Origin of the sequence: Nonomuraea typhae, assembly GCF_009760925.1 — a bacterium.
GTDB lineage: Bacteria > Actinomycetota > Actinomycetes > Streptosporangiales > Streptosporangiaceae > Nonomuraea > Nonomuraea typhae.
Genome location: NZ_VRLV01000009.1, coordinates 348953 through 370114, shown reverse-complemented (window position 1 = coordinate 370114; position 21162 = coordinate 348953). Strand labels below are relative to the sequence as shown.

19 protein-coding genes are annotated in these 21162 nt (G+C 71.3%); 6 read left to right on the top strand and 13 right to left on the bottom strand.

Annotated elements, in window-relative coordinates:
* Nucleotides 1–20 precede the first annotated feature (20 nt).
* From FVE25_RS32500 to FVE25_RS32475, 6 genes are all read right to left on the bottom strand, one after another.
* A complete protein-coding gene (locus FVE25_RS32500) occupies nucleotides 21–1472 on the bottom strand; it encodes a DUF2079 domain-containing protein (protein ID WP_157250925.1) in 1452 nt (483 codons plus the stop codon).
* Nucleotides 1473–1525: 53 nt separating this feature from the next.
* Entirely contained in the window at nucleotides 1526–2176 is a 651-nt protein-coding gene (locus FVE25_RS32495) for a DUF2461 domain-containing protein (RefSeq protein ID WP_157250924.1), read from the bottom strand.
* A gap of 30 nt (nucleotides 2177–2206) precedes the next feature.
* Nucleotides 2207–3712: a helicase HerA-like domain-containing protein gene (locus FVE25_RS32490; RefSeq protein WP_157250923.1), complete on the bottom strand. Its 1506-nt coding sequence runs from the start codon at nucleotides 3710–3712 to the stop codon at nucleotides 2207–2209.
* Nucleotides 3709–4437, bottom strand: a complete 729-nt coding sequence (locus FVE25_RS32485) for a polysaccharide deacetylase family protein (RefSeq protein ID WP_246267748.1) — start codon at nucleotides 4435–4437, stop codon at nucleotides 3709–3711. The genes FVE25_RS32490 and FVE25_RS32485 overlap by 4 nt, the downstream gene beginning before the upstream one ends.
* Nucleotides 4438–4520: 83 nt before the next feature.
* Entirely contained in the window at nucleotides 4521–4826 is a 306-nt protein-coding gene (locus FVE25_RS32480; protein WP_157250921.1) for a hypothetical protein, read from the bottom strand.
* A gap of 147 nt (nucleotides 4827–4973) precedes the next feature.
* Nucleotides 4974–5549, bottom strand: a complete 576-nt coding sequence (locus FVE25_RS32475; RefSeq protein WP_157250920.1) for a helix-turn-helix domain-containing protein — start codon at nucleotides 5547–5549, stop codon at nucleotides 4974–4976.
* Between the two features lie 88 nt (nucleotides 5550–5637).
* Between FVE25_RS32475 and FVE25_RS32470 the strand changes: the two genes are divergently transcribed.
* Complete coding sequence (locus FVE25_RS32470; RefSeq protein ID WP_157250919.1) at nucleotides 5638–6471, top strand: DMT family transporter; 834 nt, start codon at nucleotides 5638–5640, stop codon at nucleotides 6469–6471.
* Between the two features lie 28 nt (nucleotides 6472–6499).
* Entirely contained in the window at nucleotides 6500–7456 is a 957-nt protein-coding gene (locus FVE25_RS32465) for a sensor histidine kinase (protein ID WP_181019774.1), read from the top strand.
* Here FVE25_RS32465 and FVE25_RS32460 read toward each other — a convergent pair.
* On the bottom strand, nucleotides 7433–8017 hold the full coding sequence (locus tag FVE25_RS32460) for a sigma-70 family RNA polymerase sigma factor (RefSeq protein WP_157250917.1): 585 nt from the start codon (nucleotides 8015–8017) through the stop codon (nucleotides 7433–7435). The genes FVE25_RS32465 and FVE25_RS32460 overlap by 24 nt on opposite strands.
* 246 nt (nucleotides 8018–8263) lie before the next feature.
* Here FVE25_RS32460 and FVE25_RS32455 point away from each other — a divergent pair, with 246 nt between their 5' ends.
* A complete protein-coding gene (locus tag FVE25_RS32455; protein ID WP_157250916.1) occupies nucleotides 8264–9349 on the top strand; it encodes a PLP-dependent cysteine synthase family protein in 1086 nt (361 codons plus the stop codon).
* On the opposite strand, the gene FVE25_RS32450 is transcribed toward FVE25_RS32455, so the two are convergent.
* Nucleotides 9326–10288 carry an ABC transporter substrate-binding protein gene (locus FVE25_RS32450; protein ID WP_157250915.1) on the bottom strand — a complete coding sequence of 321 codons (963 nt, stop codon included), beginning with the start codon at nucleotides 10286–10288 and terminating at the stop codon, nucleotides 9326–9328. The two genes, FVE25_RS32455 and FVE25_RS32450, sit on opposite strands and share 24 nt — an antisense overlap.
* A gap of 95 nt (nucleotides 10289–10383) precedes the next feature.
* Between FVE25_RS32450 and FVE25_RS32445 the strand changes: the two genes are divergently transcribed.
* From FVE25_RS32445 to FVE25_RS32435, 3 genes are read left to right on the top strand one after another with little or no spacing between them, the layout of a single operon-like run.
* The gene (locus FVE25_RS32445; RefSeq protein WP_157250914.1) at nucleotides 10384–11415 is read left to right on the top strand and encodes a FecCD family ABC transporter permease; all 1032 of its coding nucleotides are present in this window, start codon (nucleotides 10384–10386) and stop codon (nucleotides 11413–11415) included.
* Nucleotides 11412–12464, top strand: coding sequence for a FecCD family ABC transporter permease (locus tag FVE25_RS32440; protein WP_246267746.1), 1053 nt, complete (start codon nucleotides 11412–11414; stop codon nucleotides 12462–12464). The genes FVE25_RS32445 and FVE25_RS32440 overlap by 4 nt, the downstream gene beginning before the upstream one ends.
* Nucleotides 12461–13243 carry an ABC transporter ATP-binding protein gene (locus FVE25_RS32435; protein ID WP_157250913.1) on the top strand — a complete coding sequence of 261 codons (783 nt, stop codon included), beginning with the start codon at nucleotides 12461–12463 and terminating at the stop codon, nucleotides 13241–13243. Before FVE25_RS32440 ends, FVE25_RS32435 begins: the two co-directional genes overlap by 4 nt.
* A gap of 4 nt (nucleotides 13244–13247) precedes the next feature.
* On the opposite strand, the gene FVE25_RS32430 is transcribed toward FVE25_RS32435, so the two are convergent.
* The 5 genes from FVE25_RS32430 to FVE25_RS32410 form a co-directional block, all read right to left on the bottom strand.
* Entirely contained in the window at nucleotides 13248–14942 is a 1695-nt protein-coding gene (locus tag FVE25_RS32430; protein WP_246267744.1) for a tetratricopeptide repeat protein, read from the bottom strand.
* A gap of 303 nt (nucleotides 14943–15245) precedes the next feature.
* The gene (gene ftsY / locus FVE25_RS32425) at nucleotides 15246–16424 is read right to left on the bottom strand and encodes a signal recognition particle-docking protein FtsY (RefSeq protein ID WP_246267740.1); all 1179 of its coding nucleotides are present in this window, start codon (nucleotides 16422–16424) and stop codon (nucleotides 15246–15248) included.
* 50 nt (nucleotides 16425–16474) lie between these two features.
* Nucleotides 16475–20260, bottom strand: a complete 3786-nt coding sequence (locus FVE25_RS32420; protein ID WP_157250911.1) for an AAA family ATPase — start codon at nucleotides 20258–20260, stop codon at nucleotides 16475–16477.
* Between the two features lie 219 nt (nucleotides 20261–20479).
* Nucleotides 20480–20674, bottom strand: a complete 195-nt coding sequence (locus tag FVE25_RS54475; RefSeq protein WP_157250910.1) for a hypothetical protein — start codon at nucleotides 20672–20674, stop codon at nucleotides 20480–20482.
* Nucleotides 20675–20864: 190 nt separating this feature from the next.
* Nucleotides 20865–21143, bottom strand: coding sequence for an acylphosphatase (locus FVE25_RS32410; protein ID WP_157250909.1), 279 nt, complete (start codon nucleotides 21141–21143; stop codon nucleotides 20865–20867).
* Between the last annotated feature and the right edge of the window lie 19 nt (nucleotides 21144–21162).

Below are 21162 nucleotides of genomic sequence, written 5' to 3'. Positions count from 1 at the left end.
GGCTCCTAGGCCGCGGGACCCTAGAGCCGGGGCTCCGGCCCGGGCCGGTGCAGCACGGTGTAGCCCTCGCGGGCGAAGCGCACCTGGTAGCCGTTGGCCCGCAGCATGCGCAGCCGTTCTGACTGCTCCGCCGTACTCTTGAACGGGAAGGTGAGCCTGCCGGTGTCGGCCACCACCCAGGGCGCCCACCGGGGCGTGCGATCCCACAGCAGCACCCGGGCGCGCGCGGTCAGCTGCGGCCCCACGTAGTTGGCGCTCTCGACCAGCGCTCCGTCAGGCACCACGGCGGCCGCCTCGACGGCGGCGCGTTCCCTGGCCGACCACCGGTAGGAGTCCGGGTTCCCGAGCTCGGCCAGCGCGAAGAACGGCACGGTGGCCACCGCGAACACCACGACCCCGGCGGCCCAGACCCGGCGCAGCCGGGCGAGGCGCCGTATCCCGTCCGCCCCCGCCGCGAACAACACCACGACCAGGAAGGCGTTGTAGTGGTGATCGGGCGCCCACCAGTTGGGGAAGGAACTGGCCAGCATGCGCTCGGCCAGCAGGGGCAGCGCCATGAGCACCAGCGGGGAGGCCAGTGCCGCCAGCAGGGTGAGCGCCAGCAGGAGCAGCATCGTCACCAGCTTGATCGGCGGCGTCCCGAGCAGGCCGATCGCGGCGAGCGGGTCGGTCACGACGGTCCGGAGCGCGCTGGACACCCCGTCGCCGAGCGCCCCGTAGGCCCAGTAGTAGTCGCGCCGCCCGCCGAAGGCCGGGATGAGCACCTGGGAGGCCAGCCCGGTGAAGGCCACGCCGCCGGCCACGAAGACCGCGCCCAGCTTGACCGACCGCTGAACCAGCAGCACCAGGCCGAACCCGGCGACCAGCAGGCCCATGTCCTCCTTGACGAACAGCAGCGCCAGCGCGGCCGCCACCATGCCGAGCCTGCGCCCGGCCTGCCGGCGCTCGAGCATGACCGCGGTGAGCAGCGGCACGAACGCCACCTCGTGGAAGTCGAAGGCGACGGCCTCGGCGACCGGCCAGGACAGCGTGTAGGCCGCCGCGACCGCGTAGGCCGCCCCCGGCCCGAGCGCCCGCCGGGCGAAGACCCACAGCGGCACCGCCGCCGCCGCCATCAGCACCGCCTGCGCGACCAGCAGCGTCTCCGGCCCGTCGTGCACCCAGTACAGCGGGGCGAGCAGGGCCAGGATCGGCGACCAGTGATCTCCGAGCACCGAGAACCCGGCCCCGAAGTCGTTGTGCACGCCCTTGACGATGGCGATCGGCAGCCGGAACTCGGAGTACGACCTGATCGCCTGGTCGAAGATCACCAGGTCGTAGGAGCCGGCCTCGACGTTGCGCAGCCGCACCAGCGACAGCGCTGCGTAGACCGCCGCGGCCACGCCCGCGAGCGCCCAGATCCACGCCCATTCCCGTCGCGTCGCGGGCGAGGCGGACTCGACCGGCGCCGCCTGCTCAGCCAGCCGCACCACTGCCGCCCTCCTGCCCGTCGACCCGTTTGCCCTGAAACGGTACCGGCCCGCGGTCAGCGCCTGGGCAGCTCCGAGCCGCGCACATGGGTGGCCAGCCACTGCACCAGCGGCGCGAAGTCGCGCCAGGCCCCGCGCACCCGGCCGGCGACCTCCGGCGTGTGGACCCACGGCTCCGGCTCCGAGCGCAGGCCGGCGTAGAGCGAGCGGTGGCGCAGCAGGTCGAGCCGGGGATGGTCCTCGGGCACCCCGCGCGGCCGGGTCTTGAGCCGGTCGCCGCCGATGTCGTACCCGCTGGCCCGCAGGTCGTCGACCAGCCGCTCCAGCGGCTTGCCGGTCAGATCCTCGGCCGCCGCCTCGCGGTAGCGGGCGACCTGGTCGCTCGCCTGGGTGTAGATGCCGCCGGCCACGAACAACCCGGCGGCGCTGACCTCGACGTAGAGCCCGATGCCCGGCTGCACGTCGACGAAGGCGCCCTGGTGGGTCTTGTAGGGGGACTTGTCCTTGGCGAAGCGCACGTCACGGTAGGGGCGGAACAACTGCGCGGCGCCGAACTCCTCGGCCAGCGCGTCGGTCAGGGCGAGCATCGGCGCCCTGACCGCGTCGTCGTACAGGTGCTTGTGGCGGGTGAAGTACGCCTTGGAGTTGTCCGCCTCGAGGCCCTCGTAGAAGATGAACGCCTCGTCGGGAAAGCCGGTGAAACCCATGCGGTCCAGGGTCCCATGCCGGACCGACAGTCAGCGGCGGCGGCGGGCCGTACCGAAGATGGATCTGCTGATCTCGCGGCCGAGCGAGCTGGCCGCGGATCGGGCGAACGACTTGAAGACCGACGATCCCAGCACGCTCTCCAGCAACGACGGCTCCTCCCGCGCGGGAGGGGCGGCGGGCGGGGGCTCGTAGGAGGGCTCCGGCGGCGTGACCACCTTGGCGGCCAGGATCTCGTAGGCCGACTGCCGGTCGATCGCCTGCGCGTACTTGGGCCGCAGCGGCGAGGCCGCGATCACCCCCTGCACCACGGCCGCGTCGGCCGGGGCCATGCGCGACTGCGGCGCCCGCAACCGGGTCCAGGCGACCGGCGTGGGCACGCCCTTGTCCGACAGCACGGTCACCACCGCCTCGCCGATCCCGAGCTGCGTGAGCACCTCCTCCAGGTCGTAGCCGGAGTTGGGGAACGTCGAGACGGTCGCCTTCAGCGCCTTGGCGTCCTGCGGGGTGAAGGCGCGCAGCGCGTGCTGGACCCGCGCGCCGAGCTGGGCCAGCACGTCGGCCGGCACGTCCTTCGGGGTCTGGGTGACGAAGAAGACGCCGACGCCCTTGGACCGGATGAGACGCACGGTCTGCGTGATCGAGCGCAGGAACTCCTTCGAGGCGTCGCTGAAGAGCAGGTGGGCCTCGTCGAAGAAGAAGACCAGCTTGGGCCTGTCCGGGTCGCCCACCTCGGGCATGCCGCTGAACAGGTCCGCGAGCAGCCACATGAGGAAGGTCGAGAACATCGCCGGCCGATCCTGCAGGGCGGGCAGTTCCAGGATCGAGACCACGCCGCGCCCGTCGGGCATGACCCGGAGCAGGTCGGCGGTGTCGAACTCCGGCTCCCCGAAGAACTGGTCGGCGCCCTCGGCGGCGAAGTTGGTGAGGGCCCGCAGGATGACCCCGGCGGTCTGCTTGGACAGCCCGCCCACGCCCTTGAGCGCGTCCGGGTTGTCCAGCAGGTACTGGATGACCGCTCGCAGGTCTTTCAGGTCGAGCAGCGGCAGCGCCTGCTGGTCGGCGAAGTGGAAGATCAGCCCGAGCGAGGATTCCTGGGTCTCGTTGAGCCCGAGCACCTTCGACAGCAGCGTGGGCCCGAACGCGGTCATCGTGGCCCGCAGCGGGATGCCGTCGCCGATGCCGCCGAGCGCGTAGAACTCGGCGGGGCAGGCGGCGGGCGACCAGATCTGCCCGATGCCGGCGCAGCGTTCCATGAGCTTGTCCGAGGGGTCGCCGGGCTGGGCCATGCCCGACAGGTCGCCCTTGATGTCGGCCAGGAACACCGGCACGCCGGCGGCCGACAGCTGCTCGGCCATGACCTGCAGCGTCTTGGTCTTGCCCGTGCCAGTGGCGCCGGCGACCAGGCCGTGGCGGTTGAGCATGCGCAGCGGCAGCCGGATCTGGGTGTCCGGGCGGCCCTCGCCGTCCGCGACCAGGGCGCCGAGGTCGAGGGTGGGCTCGTTGAAGGTGTAGCCCCGGATGACGTCGTCGATCATCGTTCGGTGTACTTCCTGCCAGGTGCCGGCGGCTTGCCGTACAGCTCGGAGACGGTGACGAAGGTGAAGCCCCGGTGGGAGAAGGTGTCGAGGATCCTGGGCATGGCGTCCACGGTGGTGCGGTGGATGTCATGCATGAGGATGATCGATCCGGGTTTGGCGCTAATCGCGCGCTTGGCCACGGTCGTGGCGTCGCGGTCGCGCCAGTCGAGGGTGTCCACGTTCCAGAGGATCTGGGCCAGGCCCTCGCGCCTGGTCTCGGCGGCGACGGCGGCGTCGGTGGAGCCGTAGGGCGGGCGCATGAGCGTCATCCGCACGCCGGTCTCCCGCTCGATCACGTCCTGGGTGTGGTGGAGCTGGTAGCGCAGCCCGGTGCCGGACAGCGTGGTGAGCTGCTCGTGGCTCCAGGAGTGGTTGCCGAGCTCGTGCCCGTCGTCGACCATGTGGCGGACGTTGTGGTGTTTGTCGGCGGCGACCATCTGGCCGACGACGAAGAAGGTCGCCTTGGCCGCGTGCCTGCGGAGCATGTCGAGCAGGCGGGTGGTGTGGTCGCCCGGCCCGTCGTCGAAGGTGAGCGCGACGCACTTGGCCTTCCTGCAGTCGATCCTGGCGCGTTCCGGCCAGTCCGCCTGCATCGCGGCCAGCCGCCTGGCCAGGTGCACCGGGTCGATGGGGACGGATGGCCGCGCCGGCAGTGCCGGCGCGGCTCCGACGATCGGTTGCACCCCTCCGCAGCCTGCCGTCAGCGAGATCACCAACGGCCACCCCCACCAGCGCATGTTCCCCCCGGAACCACCACGGGGGGTTGCTACGGGTAGTCGCCGGCCGAGTTCCCCCGCAACTCCTTGGCCAGCTCATCCCACCAGGGTGGGATGTTGGCCTGGAGTTCGGTGTAGCGACGCGCCACTCTTATGGCACATCCAACCGGATCCGTACCCAAATGCCGACGTTTCACCGCTCCTTCCTGCCAGCGGTAAAAACCATCTCTCAAACGCACGACGAGGCCGATCCACACCGACACCGTCACGCCGTCGCCGATTTCGTAGGCCGTTGTCACGCCGAGACCTTGCAGTTCCGCACGGAGTTTGCCCGCGCCTTCTGGGGTCTCATTCACGCGCACCTCCCATCAGGTCCGCGCGGAGCCGGAGGAGTTATGAGACAAGTGCGTTGCACAACAGGGATGTACCCCCCAAGGACCCCCTGACCATAGGACATGGAGTAATCATGAGACTCCACACGGTGATCTGTGAGGTGTTCGCCGTTATTGGTCATGAACGATCCGAGGTTCGGCCACAACCATGATCATCCTCACGTCTTCGGTGCCCTCGTTGGCGTAGCGATGCGGCCGGTCGGCGGCGAAAAGCGCGGCATCGTCGACGCCCACGCGGTGGGGCTTGCCGTACACGGTGAGGGTCAGCTCGCCCCGCAGGACGGTGATCATCTCGCGGGTGCCGGGCGGGTGGGCGTCGCCGTCGTGATGCTCTCCGGGGGCCAGGTGCCAGTCCCAGAGTTCGAGGATCATCGGCTCGTCGGCGCCGACGAGCAGCCTGGCGCGCGAGTCTCCCATGTCGAAGCTGACCACGTCGGCGCGGTCGATGACGCGCACGACCGGCACGTCGGCCACCTCGACCAGGCGGGCCACGGTGACCCCGAGCGCGGAGGCGATCCGGGTGAGCGTGGAGACGCTGGGGTTGGTCCTGCCCTGCTCGACCTGGACCAGCATGCCCCTGCTCACGCCCGAGCGGGCGGCCAGCGCGTCGAGGGTCAGGCCCCGGTGGGCCCGCTGGGCTCGGACGTTGTTGGCGATGGCCGCGGTGATCGTCTCCGGATCTTCCATGGAGTTCATTCTAGTGAACCCTTTGTGTACCCTGTTGCACCTACTGTGTTGTACTGAGAGTGCAACCGAATGAACTGGAGGGTGTGACGTGACGGCAGTGATCCTCGCGACGGTCTGCGCGGTGGTCTACGGGACGGCCGACTTCTGCGGCGGGCTGGCCACGCGACGATCGCGCGTGTTCTCCGTCGTCGCGCTCTCCCAGATCGCCGGGCTGGTCCTCATCCTCGCCCTGCTACCCGTGCTGCCCGGCGCGCTCGACCCCCGGGCGCTGTGGTGGGGCATGGCCGCGGGCCTGGCCGGGGCCACCGGGCTGGTCCTGTTCTACCGGGCGCTGGCCACCGGGGTGATGTCCGTGGTGGCGCCCACGACCGCGGTCACCTCCGCCGCGCTGCCCGTGGTGTTCGGGCTGGCCGCCGGCGAACGCCCGGCGCCCCAGGCGCTGGTCGGCATCGTGCTGGCGCTCGCCGCGGTCATGCTGGTCAGCCGGGACCGCACCACCGGCAAGAGCGGCTCGGCCGGGTCGGTGCTGATCGCGCTGGCGGCCGGCGCCGGCTTCGGCGGCTTCTTCATCCTGCTCGCCCAGGCGCCCGGCGGCACCGGCCTGTGGCCGCTGGTCGGCGCCAGACTCTCCTCGGTCACCCTGGTCGTCCTGCTCGCGATCGTCACGAAGCGTTCCCTGCGCCCCACCGCGGGCTCGCTGCCCATCATCGCCGCCGCCGGCCTGCTCGACATGGCGGCCAACGTGCTGTTCCTGCTGGCCAAGCAGGAGGGCCTGCTCAGCCTGGTCGCCGTCCTGGTCTCGCTCTACCCGGCCAGCACCCTGCTCCTGGCCAGATACGTGCTGGGCGAGCGGCTGCGCAGCCTCCAGGTGGCGGGAGTCGCATGCGCGCTCGGCGCGGTCGCGCTCATAGCCGTTGCGTAGCGTAGCGACCGCTTGGTACGTTTCGGCTGTGCACCCTGCGCGGGCACATCCCAGTCTGGAGTCGTTACGGCACGTCGCGCTGCCCTTCGACTCCGATGCGGCCTTCCTCGGAGCCGTCCTCCCCCGCGTGCGCGCCGGCCTCGACGAGGGCCGGCAGGTGCTCGTCGTCACCGGAACCCAGCGGCTGCGCCTCCTGGCCGACGCCCTCGGCCAGGACGCCGGCCGGATCGACCAGCGCATCGCCGCCTCCTGGTACGCCCATCCGCAGCGCACCCTGGCCGCCTTCCACGACTACGCGCGGCACCGCCGTACCCTGATCGTCGGCGAGCCCGTCTGGCAGGGCAGGAGCGAGCGCGAGGTGCGCGAGTGGATCCGCTACGAGTCGGTGCTCAACGCGGCCCTCGGCCCCGCCGCCGCGGTCGTGATCTGCCTCTACGACGTGCGCACCGCCCCGGCCGCCGCGCTCACCTACCGCGCCGTGACCCACCCCTTCGTCGGCAGCCCGTACGGCGAAGCCGCCAGCCCCGCGTTCATCCAGCCGCACGAACTGGTCCTGGACGGCGACCACGGCCCGCTGCCCGACCCGATCGGCCAGGTCACCTCGGTCGGTTTCTCGGCCGACGAGCTGAAGAGGTTCCGCCAGCAGGTGAGCGACTACGCCAAGGCGGCCGGGATGGACCGCGACCTGGTCGCTTCGCTGGTGCTGAGCGTCTCGGAGATCGCCGCCAACTGCGTGGAGCACGGCTCCGGCCGTGGCTCGATCCGGATGTGGGTGACGGGCCGGGAGGTGGTCTGCGAGATCGCCGATCCGGGCGGCGTCCTGGACGATCCGTTGCCCGGCTATATACCACCGGAGCCCGAATCCCCTCGGGGATACGGGCTCTGGATCAGTCGTCAGCTGTGCGATCTGGTGGAGATGCGGGACGATGCCGGGGTGCTCCGGGTCCGCCTCCACATGGGGTTAGGCGGCGCGCTGGGCCGGTAGCCTGACGGCGCCTTCCTCGACCGCGTACTCCTCCAGCATGGTCCGCAGCTGCTTGCGGCCGCGGTGGAGGCGTGACATCACGGTGCCGATGGGCGTGCCCATCCGGTCGGCGATCTCCTTGTAGGCGAAGCCTTCGACGTCGGCCAGGTAGACGGCGACGCGGAAGTCCTCGGGCAGCGCGCGCAGCGCGTTCATCACCGCGCTGTCGGGCAGCCGCTCCAGGGCCTCGGTCTCGGCGGACTTCAGGCCGGTGGAGGTGTGGGACTCGGCGGCGTGCAGCTGCCAGTCCTCGACCTCTTCCGCGGCGGAGAGCTTGGGTGAGCGCTGCTTCTTGCGGTAGTCGTTGATGAAGTTGTTGGTGAGGATGCGGTGCAGCCACGCCTTGAGGTTGGTGCCCTCGCGGAACTGGTGGTAGGACGTGTATGCCTTGGCGACGGTCTCCTGGACGAGGTCTTCTGCGTCGGCGGTGTTGCGGGTGAGGCGCATCGCGGAGGCGAACAGCTGTGTCGTCACGGGCACGACATCGCGCTCGAACCAATCCTGACGCTGCTCTTCGGTCATTGTGATCAAATCATTCCCCCTCGTGCTATCCCCCGTTCGGCACAGGCCGCCAGACAGCAGCTCCATGCTCGCAAAGCCCTCGTAAGGGCCGCGTTAAACGGTTCTGCCTGGTCAGGGAGTCTTTTAGCCCCTCTGCTCGCGGCGTGCGTCGGCACGTCCACGGCCGGACTAGTCTCATTACCATAACACTATTCACCCATTTCCGCAGATAAAGTGGCCAGTGTCACATGGGATAGCGTATGGACCATGGAATTCGTCGACCGCCACGATCCCGGCGCCCGGCACTGGGTGGCCGAGGCCGTCCGCACGGTGGAGGCCGACACCAATCGCAGCAGTGACACTCACCTCCATGTCTTCCCGCTGCCCCCACGCTGGGGCGTGAACCTCTATATGAAAGACGAGTCGGTGCACCCGACGGGTTCGCTCAAGCACCGGCTCGCCCGCTCGTTGTTCCTCTACGGCCTGGCCAACGGCTGGATCGGCCCCGGCACCACGATCGTCGAGGCGTCCAGCGGGTCCACCGCGGTCAGCGAGGCGTACTTCGCCCGGCTGATCGGCCTGCCGTTCATCGCCGTCATGCCGGCCGCCACCTCGCCCGAGAAGATCGCGCTCATCGAGTTCTACGGCGGCAAGTGTCATCTGGTTCAGGACCCGGCGGCCATCTACGAGGAATCGCACCGCCTGGCCGCCGAGACCGGCGGCCACTTCATGGACCAGTTCACCTACGCCGAGCGGGCCACCGACTGGCGCGGCAACAACAACATCGCCGAGTCGATCTTCGGTCAGCTCGCCCTGGAAACACACCCGGAGCCCGCCTGGATCGTGGTCGGCGCCGGCACCGGCGGCACCTCGGCCACGATCGGCCGCTACATCCGCTACCGCCGCCACCACACCCGCCTGGCCGTCGCCGACCCCGAGGGCTCGGCCTTCTACCCGGCGTGGAAGGCGGGCGACTGGGCCACCACGGGCGCCGGCTCGCGCATCGAGGGCATCGGCCGCCCGCGGGTGGAGCCGTCGTTCCAGCCGGACGTCATCGACCGCATGATCCACGTTCCGGACGCCCGGTCGATCGCCGGCATGCGCTGGGTGCGGGAGGTCACCGGCCGCCCGGTCGGCGCGTCCACGGGCACCAACGTCGCCGCCTGCGTCGATCTCATCAGGGAGATGCGCGCGGAGGGCGACCAGGGCAGCGTGGTGACGCTGATCTGCGACGGCGCCGAGCGCTACACCGGCACCTACGGCAACGACGCATGGCTCGAGGCCCAGGGTCTGGACATCCAGCCGCATCTCGACGACCTCCGCGCTTTCCTAGGCCCTGACGGGGTCCACTGAGAAGATCTTCGCCACGTCGTCCAGCATCGCGTGCGCGCCCTGGACGCCGACCGCGCTCATCCAGATCAGGTCGGCCACGTCGTGCTTGGCGCCCTTGAGCTTGTTCCACAGCGGGTTGGCCAGGAACTTCTTCTTCGGCTCCTCGGCCGACGGGTCGGCGTAGGTGGAGACGAAGATGTGGTCGGCTTCCAGCTCGGCGATGCGCTCCTGGCTGATCGGGACCATGATCTGGCTCGGGTCCTTCGGCTGGCTCTCGGGACGGGTGAAGCCCACGTCCTTCAGCACGATGCCGGAGTAGGAGTTCTCGTTGTAGGAGCGGACCTCGGGCTCGCCGGCGAAGCGCACCACGGAGATCGTGGGCATCTTGCCCTCCTTCTCCTTGACCGCCGCGCCGATCTTGCCCGCGCGCTCCTCGAACTTCTTGAGCGTCTCGTCGGCCAGCGCCTCCTTGCCCAGCGACTGGCCCATGAGGCGCAGGTTCTCCTTCCAGATCGCGCCGGTGGTCTCGGTGAACACGGTCGGGGCGATCTTGGCGAGCTTGTCGTAGAGGTCCTTGTGCCGGACCTTCGCCGAGACGATCAGGTCGGGCTTGAGCGCCATGATCTTCTCCAGGCTCGGCTGCTCCAGCGTGCCGACCGCCGTGGCCTCCTTGCCGTACTGCCCGGCGACGGCGCCCAGGTACTCGGGCAGCTTGTCGTCGATGGAGCGGTAGGTGGTGTACCCCACGACCGGCGTCTGCAGGGTCAGCACCGCGTCCACGAAGCTCTGGTCGAGCGCGACCACGCGCTTCGGCTGCACCGGGATCCTGGTCTCGCCCATGGCGTGCTTGATGACCCGGAAGGGTTTGGCCTCGGCCGCCGGGGTGGCGGTCGTCCCGCCGCCGCACGCCGCCAGGCCCATCGCCAGTACGGCTACCGCGACCGCACGGAACGTTCTCATGTTTCCCTCTCATGGGTAAGGCAACCCTAAATTAGGTTAGCCCTGCCTAAGCTGGCATACTTCACCCGGATCGGGCAAACGCTGAGGAGGCTTGCATGGTGGCGACTACCGCCGTGAAGCTTCCCCGAATCCGTCAGCGCCGCCTCACCTGGCTCACCGCCCTCACCTGTTCCCTGGCGATCGCGGTCGTCCTGAGCGTCACCGTCGGGGCCAAGGCCGTGCCCCTGCTCGACGCCTGGCACGCGCTGACCGCGCCCACCGGCACCGAGAGCGACATCATCATCCGCTCGCTGCGCGTCCCGCGCACCGTGCTCGGCATCCTGGCCGGCATCGCGCTGGGCGTCGCCGGCGCGCTCATGCAGGGCCACACCCGCAATCCGCTCGCCGACCCCGGCCTGCTCGGCGTCACCCAGGGCGCCGCCTTCGCCATGGTCGCCTCGATCATCCTCCTGGGCACCTCCAGCCTCCTCGCCTACATCTGGTTCGGCCTGGCCGGCGCGCTCATCGCCAGCGCCGGCGTCTTCGCCCTCGGCATGGCCGGCGGCCGCGGCGGCCCCACCCCCGTCACGCTGGCCCTGGCCGGCACCGCCGTCAGCGCCTTCCTCTACGCCCTCACCTCGGCCATCGTCCTGCTGGACGAGCAGGCCATGGACGTCTTCCGCTTCTGGCAGTCCGGCTCCATCGCCGCCCGCGGCGCCGACGTGGTCTGGCAGGTGCTGCCGTTCATCGCCGCCGGCCTCCTCCTGGCCCTGGCCAACGCGCCCGGCCTCAACGCCCTGTCCCTCGGCGAGGACGTCGCCCGCAGCCTCGGCCAGAACATCGCCCTCACCCGGGGCGTCGGCATCGCCGCGGTCACCCTGCTGACCGGCGCCGCCGTCGCCGCCTGCGGCTCGCTGTCGTTCATCGGCCTGATCGTGCCGCACCTGGCCCGCCGCGTGTCCGGGACCGACCACCGGTGGCTGCTGCCGTACTCGGGACTGATCGGCGCCACGCTCCTCCTCCTCGGCGACGTGATCGGCCGCGTCGTGGCCCCGCCCGGCGAGCTGGAGGTCGGCGTGGTGCTCGCGCTGCTCGGCGCCCCGTTCTTCGTGGCGCTGGTCCGGCGCAGGAAGCCGGTGCGCCTGTGACCACCTTCCCCATGCGCGTGGCGGGCCTGTCCTGGCAGGTACGGCTGCGCGGCGTCACCGTCACCTTCGGCGGCGGCATCCTGCTCATCCTGCTGATGGCGCTCAACATGCGCATCGGCGACCTGCCCATGACCCTGGCCGACGTCGTCCGGGGCACCCTCGACGCGAGCAGCCCGCTCAACTTCGTCATCATGGAGCTGCGCCTGCCACGCGCGCTCACCGGCGCCCTGGTCGGCGCCGCGCTCGCGCTGTCCGGCGCGATCATCCAGTCCATCGCCCGCAACCCGCTGGCCAGCCCCGAGATCCTCGGCGTCACCACCGGCGCCTCGGTCACCGTGGTCGCCGGCGTGGTGCTCAGCGGCAGCGTGCACGGCGGCGTCAGCGGGCTGCTGTCCACCGTCGGCATGCCCGTGCTGGCCCTGCTCGGCGGCCTGCTCGGCGCGGCGATCGTGTACGGCCTGGCCTGGCGGCGCGGCCTGGACGGCTACCGCCTCGTGCTCGTCGGCATCGGCGTGGCCGCCGTCTTCACCAACGTCAAGTACTGGCTGATGACCGTCGGCGACGTCAACGACACCGCCCAGGCCATGGTGTGGATCAGCGGCTCGCTCAACGGCCGCGGCTGGGAGCACGTGATCCCGGTCGCGCTCGCGCTGGCCGTGCTGATCCCGCTCACCCTGGTCGGCACCCGCTCCCTCAACGCCCTGCGCTTCAGCGACGACACCGTCACCGCGCTCGGCGTGCGCATGAACCTGTCCAGAGCCCTGATGATCCTGGCCGCCGTCCTGCTGGCCGCCGTCGCCACCGCCTCCGCCGGCCCGGTCGCCTTCGTCGCGCTGGCCGCCCCGCAGATCGCGCTGCGGCTCATCCGCTCGCCGCAGCCGCCGCTGCTGTCATCGGCCGTCGTCGGCGCCCTGCTCACCGCCGGAGCCGACCTTCTGTCACGCACCGCCTTCTCCCCCGTCGAACTGCCCGTCGGCGTCGTCACGGCGGTGCTCGGCGCGCCATATCTGATCTACCTGCTGATCCGCATCCGTAAGGGGCGCACATGAGACTCCAGGCCGTCGACGTCAAGCTCGGATACGGCGACCGCGTCATCGTCAACGGGCTCGACCTGGGCATCGAGGCCGGCACCGTCACCACGATCATCGGTCCCAACGGATGCGGCAAGTCCACGCTGCTGCGCGCCCTCGGCCGCCTGCTCAAGCCCTCGGGCGGCGAGGTGCTGCTCGACGGCAAGAAGATCTCCTCGATCTCCACCAAGGAGGTCGCGCGCGTCCTGACCGTCCTGCCCCAGTCGCCCTCCGCCCCCGAAGGGCTGACCGTGGCCGACCTCGTGGCCAGGGGCCGCCACCCGCACCAGACCTGGTACCGCCAGTGGTCTTCCGACGACGAGAAGGCCGTGGGCACCGCCCTGCACATGACCGGGCTGTCCGACCTGGCCGAGCGGCCCCTGGACGAGCTGTCCGGCGGGCAGCGGCAGCGGGCGTGGATCTCCATGGCACTGGCCCAGGGCACCGACCTGCTGCTGCTGGACGAGCCCACGACCTTCCTCGACCTGGCCCATCAGGTGGAGGTGCTGGAGCTGGTGCGCCACCTGCACGTGCAGGCCGGCCGTACGATCGTGATGGTCCTGCACGACCTCAACCTCGCCGCACGCTACGCCGACCGGCTGGTGGCCATGCGCGACGGCCGCGTGATCGCCGCCGGGACGCCGCACGAGGTGCTGACCGAGGAGCTGATCCGGGACGTGTTCGACCTGGACTCCAAGGTGATCCCCGACCCGGTGGCCGGGACGCCGCTGGTCGTGCCCATCGGGGCGCACCGCTAGCGCGTCAGCCGCGCCCCAGTTCGCGGCGGACGTCCTCGTCGCCGGGAGCCAGCTCCGCCGCCCGGACCAGGTCCCGCCGCGCCTCCTCGCTCCGCCCCGCCGCCCGCAGCGCCAGCGCCCGGTTGAACAGCAGCTCGGCGGTCTGCGACGTCTCCAGCGCCCGGGTCAGATCGGCCACCGCCGCCTCGTGCGCGCCCTCCTCGAACGACAGCGCCGCACGGCCCGCCCACGCCGCCACCAGCCCGCCGTCCAGCGCCAGCGCGCCGTCGTAGGCCGCCCGCGCCGCCTCCCGCCGCCCCTCGGCCTGCTCCACCTGCCCCAGCACACACCACAGGTACGGCTCCCGCGGCGTCAGCGCCAGCCCCGCCTCGGCATCCCGCCTGGCCTGGCCCGTCTCCCCCATGGCCGCGTGCAACCCGGCGCGGTTGACGTAGGCGGGGGCGAAACCCGGGTCGAGCTCCAGGGCGTAGTCCAGGTCGGCCAGCGCTCCGGCCAGGTCGCCGCGCGCATAGCGGGCCTCGGCGCGGTTGTAGTACGGCTCGGGGAAGGGCGGGCTGACCCGCATCGCGCTCTCGTAGTCGGCCACCGCCTCCTCCAGGCGGCCCAGCCGGTGCAGCAGCGTGCCGCGGTCCAGGTAGTAGTCCGGGTAGCCGGGGTCGGCGGCGATGGCCGCCGCGTAGTCGGCCAGCGCCTCCCTCGTACGGCCGGCCGCCCCCAGCAGCTGGGCGCGGTTGGCCCGCAGGACCAGCCGGTGGATCGGGTGCTCATCCGGGGCCAGGTCGCGATCGGCCAGGTCGAGGGCGCTCTCGACGAGGGTCAGCGCCTGGGCGGGACGGCCCCGCCGTACCTCGATCAGGGCTTTGGCGTTGAGGTCGAAACCCAGGTGGAAGGCGCGTTCGCGGGGGTCGGGCAGCAGGGAGGTGATGGTGATCGCCTCGTTGATCCAGGCCAGCGCCTCCTCCGGGTCGCGCCGGGCGGGGTCGTGGTGGCGGACCAGCAGCGTCGCCAGCGAGCAGGCCACGGTGGCGCGGTGACGGGGCTCGGTGGCCACGCGCCGGGCCGTCTCGTACAGCTCGCGGGCCTCGGGTTCGCGGGCGATGGCCTCCAGGGCGGCGGTGGTGCGGTGCAGGAGCGTCCACCAGCGGTCCGGGTCGTCGTCGTGGGTCAGGCGGGACAGTTCCGCCGTGCCGGCCTCGGCCATGGCGTGGTGGAATCCCTCGTCGCGGAAGCGGTCGTAGTCGGCGGCCGGCGGCCCCTGCCGCGGGACGCCCTCGACCTCGGTGATCTCCAGCTCGGGCACGCGGCGGCGCAGCACCTCCACGAGCTGCGTGTCGGTGGGGTCGGCCGCGGCGAGGTTGGCCACCGTCACCCGCAGCGGCCCGGCGCCGGCCAGCCGGTCGCGGACGAACTCGGCCAGGCCGTTGGCGATCCGCCGCGTGCGCCCGGCGCCCGGGATGAGGATGCGCTGCTCACGGGGCAGGTCGTCGGCCCGCGACCGGCGGCGTCGCGGCACCCGGGAGGCCAGGTGCGGAGCGGCGGCCCTGATCTCGATGTCGTGCGCGGCCAGCAACTCCGTCCTCGCCCCGGGGACGAGGACGTCGAGGAGCGCCGCGCCTAACGTGTAGGGGCCGTGCAGATGCCGGTCAGCGTCGAGCGTCAGGACGTCCACCAGGTCCTTTCCAAGCCGAAGGGCGGCCATGCCTCCCCTGGCGAGGAGATTCGGCCGCCCTCAGAGCTCAGTTCTTGTGCCGCGGCGCGTCGGCGCCTGCGGGCTTGACCGTTCCCGGCTTGTGAACGACGACCTTTTTCATGCTTGCCCTTCCGCTCCGCACACCCCGGACGCGGACGCTCCGAATACGCCCGCGGTCTCTAGGTGACCGACTCATGTGACCACAGGGCCAAGTGGGAGATCAAGCGTTGCGAGATAAGGGACATTCCCCAACAAATAAGGAGATGCCCCATGGAACTCCATGGGGCATCCGAAAAGGTGTCAAAGGGACGATCAGTCCTCACCGAGGATGGCGTCGACGAACACCTCAGGGTCGAAAGGAGCCAGATCGTCCGGCCCCTCACCCAGGCCCGCCAGCTTCACCGGCACACCCAGCTCACGCTGCACCGAGATCACGATGCCGCCCTTGGCCGTGCCGTCGAGCTTGGTCAGCGCGATGCCCGTGATGTTGACCACCTCGGCGAACACCTGCGCCTGCCGCATGCCGTTCTGCCCGGTCGTGGCGTCGAGCACGAGCAGCACCTCGTCGACCGTGGCCTTCTTCTCGATGACCCGCTTGACCTTGCCCAGCTCGTCCATCAGGCCGGTCTTGGTATGGAGGCGACCGGCGGTGTCGACGATCACGACGTCCGCCTTCTGCTCGATGCCCTTGGCCGTCGCGTCGAAGGCCACCGAGGCCGGGTCGCCGCCCTCGGGCCCGCGCACCACCTCGGCGCCGACCCGGTCGCCCCAGGTCTGCAGCTGGTCGGCCGCGGCCGCGCGGAAGGTGTCGGCCGCACCCAGCACGACCTGCTTCCCGTCACCCACGAGCGAACGGGCGAGCTTGCCGGTCGTCGTGGTCTTGCCGGTGCCGTTGACGCCGACCACGAGCACCACCGCGGGCCGCTCGCCGTGCTTGGCGATGCGCAGGCCGCGGTCGAGATCGGGGTTGACCTGGGCCAGCAGCTGCTCACGCAGCAGGCCGCGCACCTCCGCCGGCGTGCGGCTGCCCAGCACCTTGACCTTGGTCCTCAGCTCCTCGACCATCGCCTGCGTCGGCGCGACGCCGACGTCGGCCGAGATCAGGCTCTCCTCGATCTCATCCCACACCTCGTCGTCGAGCCGGTCGCGGGACAGCAGCTCCAGCAGGCCCCGGCCCAGCGCGCTCTGCGAGCGGGCCAGCCGCGAGCGCAGGCGCACCATGCGGCCCGCCGACGGCGGCGGCACCTCGATCTCGGGCGCCGGCTTCACGGCCGGAGCGGGCGGCGGCGGAACCGTCGTCGTGGCGGCGCCCTCGGACTCCTCGCCGGCCCCGGCGGGCCGCGGCTCCTTCTCCTCCGGCAGCGGGGCCGGCGCCGGCGGCTCAACCGGAGGAGCGGCCTTGCCTCCCGGCCTGAACAGCAGGAAGAGGCCGCCCGCCGCCACCAGGGCGACGACGACCACGATCAGGATGATGCCGAGATAACCTTCCACAAGATGCCAGTTTTCCAGATGACCCGGCATGCTCGCGCCCGAGGCACGGCTCAGGCGTGCTCACGCTCGCGCAACCGCTGGCTGACCACCTGGGTCACGCCGTCACCGCGCATCGAGACGCCGTAGAGCGCATCGGCGATCTCCATCGTCCGCTTGTTGTGCGTGATGACGATCAGCTGCGAACTCTGCCGCAGCTCCTCGAAGAGCGTCAGCAGCCGCTGCGTGTTCGTGTCGTCGAGCGCCGCCTCGACCTCGTCCATCACGTAGAACGGCGACGGCCGCGCCTTGAAGATCGAGATCAGGAACGCCACCGCCGTCAGCGACCGCTCCCCGCCCGACAGCAGCGACAACCGCTTGACCTTCTTGCCCGGCGGTCTGGCCTCCACCTCGATGCCGGTGGTCAGCATGTCGCTGGGGTCGGTCAGCACGAGCCTGCCGTCGCCGCCGGGGAAGACCCGGGTGAAGATCTGCTCGAACTCGCGGGCCACGTCCTCGTAGGCGGAGGCGAACATCGCCTCCACCCGGTTGTCGACCTCCTGCACGACCGTCATCAGCTCGCGCCGGGTCTTCTTCAGATCCTCGAGCTGGCTGTTGAGGAAGGCGTGCCGCTCCTCCAGCGCCGCGAACTCCTCCAGCGCCAGCGGATTGACCTTGCCGAGCTGGTTCATCTGCTTCTCGGCGATCCGGGCGCGCTTCTCCTGCTCCTCCCGGTGGTACGGCACGGGCGGATCGCCGGGAACCGGAACCCCGGGACCGTACTCGGCGATCAGCGCCTCCGCCTCCACGCCGAACTCGTCCAACGCCCGCTGCTCCATCTGCTCCAGGCGCAGCCGCTGCTCGGTGCGGGCCATCTCGCTGCCGTGCACCCGGTTGACCAGCTTGTCCAGCTCCTGGGTGAGCTCGCGCACCCGCAGGCGCACCTGCTTCAGCTCGGCGTCGATCGCCACCCTGGCCAGATCGGCCTCGTCACGCTCGCGGGCGGCCAACTCGATCGAGGCGGCCAGCGCCCCGAGCACCCGCTTGGCGCCCTTGGCCACGGCCTCGGCCACCACCGCCTGCCGGCGGCGCCTGGCCCGCTGGGCGGCGGCCTGGGCACGTTCCTGCCGCTCCCGCTGCGCCGCCCGGATCAGGCCGTCGGCCTTGCCCTCGATGCCCTTGACCCGCTCCTCCGCCGTGCGCACCTGCAGGCGGGACTCCATCTCGCGCTGCCTGGCCAGGTTCGTGGCCTCGGCCAGCTCGTCACGAGCGTCCGTGGTGGGCTCCGCCTCCAGCTCCCCGGCGTACTCGGCCTCGGCCAGGCGCACCTCCAGCTCGGCCACCTCTTCCAGCGCCTCGGCGCGCGCCTCCTCGGCGGCGGCGACGCTTCTGGCCAGGCGGGCGGCCTCGTCGGCGGCGGCCTGGGCGGCGGCTTCGAGCTGGGCCAGCCGCTTGGCGGCGGCGGCGTTGCGCTGATCGGCCTCGCGCTGGCGGGTCCTGACCTGGTCGAGGGCGCCCTGGGCGGAGCTGAGGCCCGCCTGGGCGGTGCTGACGGCGCTCTGGACCTCGCTCACGTGCGCCTGAGCCGCCTCCAGGCCGGACTGCGCCGCGTGCTCGGCCTCCATGGCCTGCTCGAAACGCCCGGCGCTCTCCTCGGCGGTGCGCCGCGCCGCCTCCAGGTCGGCCGTGGCCTGGTCGAGGGCCGAGCGCATCTGCAGCACGGAAGAGCCGCCCGCCGCTCCGCCGCCGGCCAGGTGGGCGCCGAGCAGGTCGCCGTCCTTGGTGACGGCCCGCAGGTCGGGGTGGCGCTCCACGATCTCCCGGGCGGTCGCGAGGTCGTCGACCACGACGACGCCGGCCAGCAGGTGGTCCAGCGCGGCCCGGAGGTGATCGGGCACGGTCACCAGCTCCGTGGCCCACGTGCCCGCGGTGAGCGGAGGCCGAACCCCGGCCTGCCCGCCTGCGCCGCTTGCACCCGCGCCGCTTGCACCCGCGCCCGCGCCGCGTACACCTGCTCCCGCGACGCTCTCTCCTGCTCCCGTGCCGCCTTCTCCCGGTCCCGTGCCGCCCTCGCCGGCCACCAGGACGGTTGCCCGGCCGCCCTCGCCGGCCCTGAGCAGCTCGAAGGCTTCCACCACGGTGTCCAGCGACTTCACCACGACCGCCTCGGCCACCGGGCCCAGCACGGCGGCGATGGCGTGCTCGGCGCCCGGGGCGACGGTCAGTTCGGCGGCCAGCGGGCCCAGCACCCCGGCCAGGTCCGCCTCCAGCAGCGTGGCCCCGCCGTCCGCGCCCTTGGCCAGGCCCAGTTCCAGGGCCTCCCTGCGCGCCTGGAGACCGGCGACGGCACGCTGGGCCTCCTGGTCGGCCGCGCGTGCCGTACCGACTGCGGACTTGGCGGCCTGCAGGGCCGCGCGAGGGGCGTCGAGGCCGGCCTTGGCCTCCTCCACCGCGGCGCGCGCCTCGTCGGCGGCCGCCTTGGCCTCCTCGACCAGCGCCTGTGCGGTGGCCAGCTCCTCGGCGAGGGCCGGGTCGGCCTCCGGCTCGGCACGCCGCCGCTCCTCCAGCTCCAGCCGGCCGGTGCGCTCGCGCTCGGCGGCGTCGAACACGGACTGCGCGAGGCGGCCGATCTCCTCGTCGGCCGCGCGGGCGCGGCTGCGCGCGGAGTCGACCTGGCCGCGCAGCCTGGCCAGCCCTTCGCGGCGGTCGGCCTGGGCGCGGGCGGCCATGGCCAGGCGCTGCTCCTCGCCGCTGAGCGCGGCCTCGGCCTCGGCCCGCCGCTGGACGGCCTCCTCCAGCAGGTCCTGGGCCTGCTCCAGCTCGGCGCCCAGGATCAGCTCCTGCTCGCGCACCTCGGCGGCCTCGCGTTCGAGGTCTTCCGGGTCGCGGCCACGGCGCTCGATGGCGGCGGCGTCCACGGCGTGGCGATGGCGTTCCGTGGCCAGCTGCTCCAGGCCGGTGATGCGCTCGCGCAGCGACGACAGGCGGTAGTAGGTCTCCTGGGCGGCCGACAGGCGGGGCTGGGCCTCGGTCTCGGCGTTCTCCAGTGCGGCCTCGCGCTGCTGGCCCTCGGCGAGATCCCTCTCGACCTGGGCGCGCCGGGTCAGGATCGCGGCCTCGTCGGCGGCCTCGCGTTCCAGCGTGGCGCGCAGGATGCCGACGTCGTCGGCGAGCAGGCGCAGGCGGGCATCGCGCAGGTCGGCTTGGATGACGGCGGCCTTGCGGGCGATCTCGGCCTGGCGGCCGAGCGGCTTGAGCTGGCGGCGCAGCTCGGTGGCGAGGTCCTGGACGCGGGTGAGGTTGGCCTGCATCGCATCCAGCTTGCGCAGCGCCTTCTCCTTGCGCTTGCGGTGCTTGAGCACGCCGGCGGCCTCTTCGATGAAGGCGCGGCGGTCCTCGGGCCCGGCGTGCAGGACGGCGTCGAGCTGGCCCTGGCCGACGATGACGTGCATCTCACGCCCGATGCCGGAGTCGGAGAGCAGCTCCTGGATGTCGAGCAGCCGGCAGGTGTCGCCGTTGATGGCGTACTCGCTCTGCCCGCTGCGGAACATGAGGCGGCTGATCGTCACCTCGGTGTAGTCGATCGGCAGCGCCCCGTCGGAGTTGTCGATGGTCAGCGTGACCTCGGCGCGGCCCAGCGGCGCCCGGTTGGCGGTGCCGGCGAAGATGACGTCTTCCATCTTGCCGCCGCGCAGCGACTTGGCGCTGTGCTCGCCCATGACCCAGGCGAGGGCGTCCACGACGTTGGACTTGCCGGAGCCGTTGGGCCCGACCACGCAGGTGATGCCTGGCTCGAGGCGCAGCAGCGTGGCCGAGGCGAACGACTTGAATCCGCGCAGGGTGAGGGTCTTCAGGTACACCCGATGACCCCCTCCCGTGGACGACGTTCCGGAAAGCCTACTGGTCTCTGCCCTTGTGCTCGGGCTAGCAACCAGTCTGCGGTACGGCGCGGCGGGCTCGGGTGGTTATGCGATGGGCGCTTGAATAGCCAGCGAACAATTGGTAGATAGTGTGAAATTTCCGGACAAATGACAAGGGACGCCTCGCCGAGACGTCCCTGGATGTAGCGCTCCGATCACTCAGGTGAGTGCCGGCTCGCGCTCCTGCATACGGCCCCGTGCCTCGTCACGGGTTTGCGCCGCAAGAGCGTCATTCTGGGCCTGGAGCCGGATGAGTTCTGCCTCCAGATCCCGAATACGCTGCTGCAGACGGCGCATCTCCGAGACCATCCGAGGGTCAGGACCGCCGACGTGGCCGAGTAGAGCCTTCGCCATGGTTAAGGGTCCTCCACGCTGAGTGACCAGACTGGTTCGCGCACTTCTATTCCGCGGGAGGGGTGCGCGTGGTACCTAACAAGAGTCGCACCGGCAGTGTGGGCGGTCAAGTCGAACGCACCGCAGAGACCTACCCGTGGGCACTCCCGACATACAAATATACCCTATTTGAGGGGTTTAACGAAAGGGGCTACCTCTCCAGAAACCCGCCCAAACTACCTCGGGCTTCGCTCCAACGTTCCACTACTCTCGTCACCTTGCCCGGCGTGTCGCAACCTCGCAGCAGTTCAAGCAGCTTGACGCACGCCTCCCGCGATCCCTCCGCGACGACCTCGACCCGGCCGTCGTCCATGTTGCGCGCCCACCCGGTGAGACCGAGCTCGAGGGCCCGCGCGCGGGTCCACCACCGGAAGCCGACGCCCTGGACACGGCCCTTCACCCAGGCCGTCAGTCGGGTGTCCTCACCCATCTTCCGATCACACTCCGTA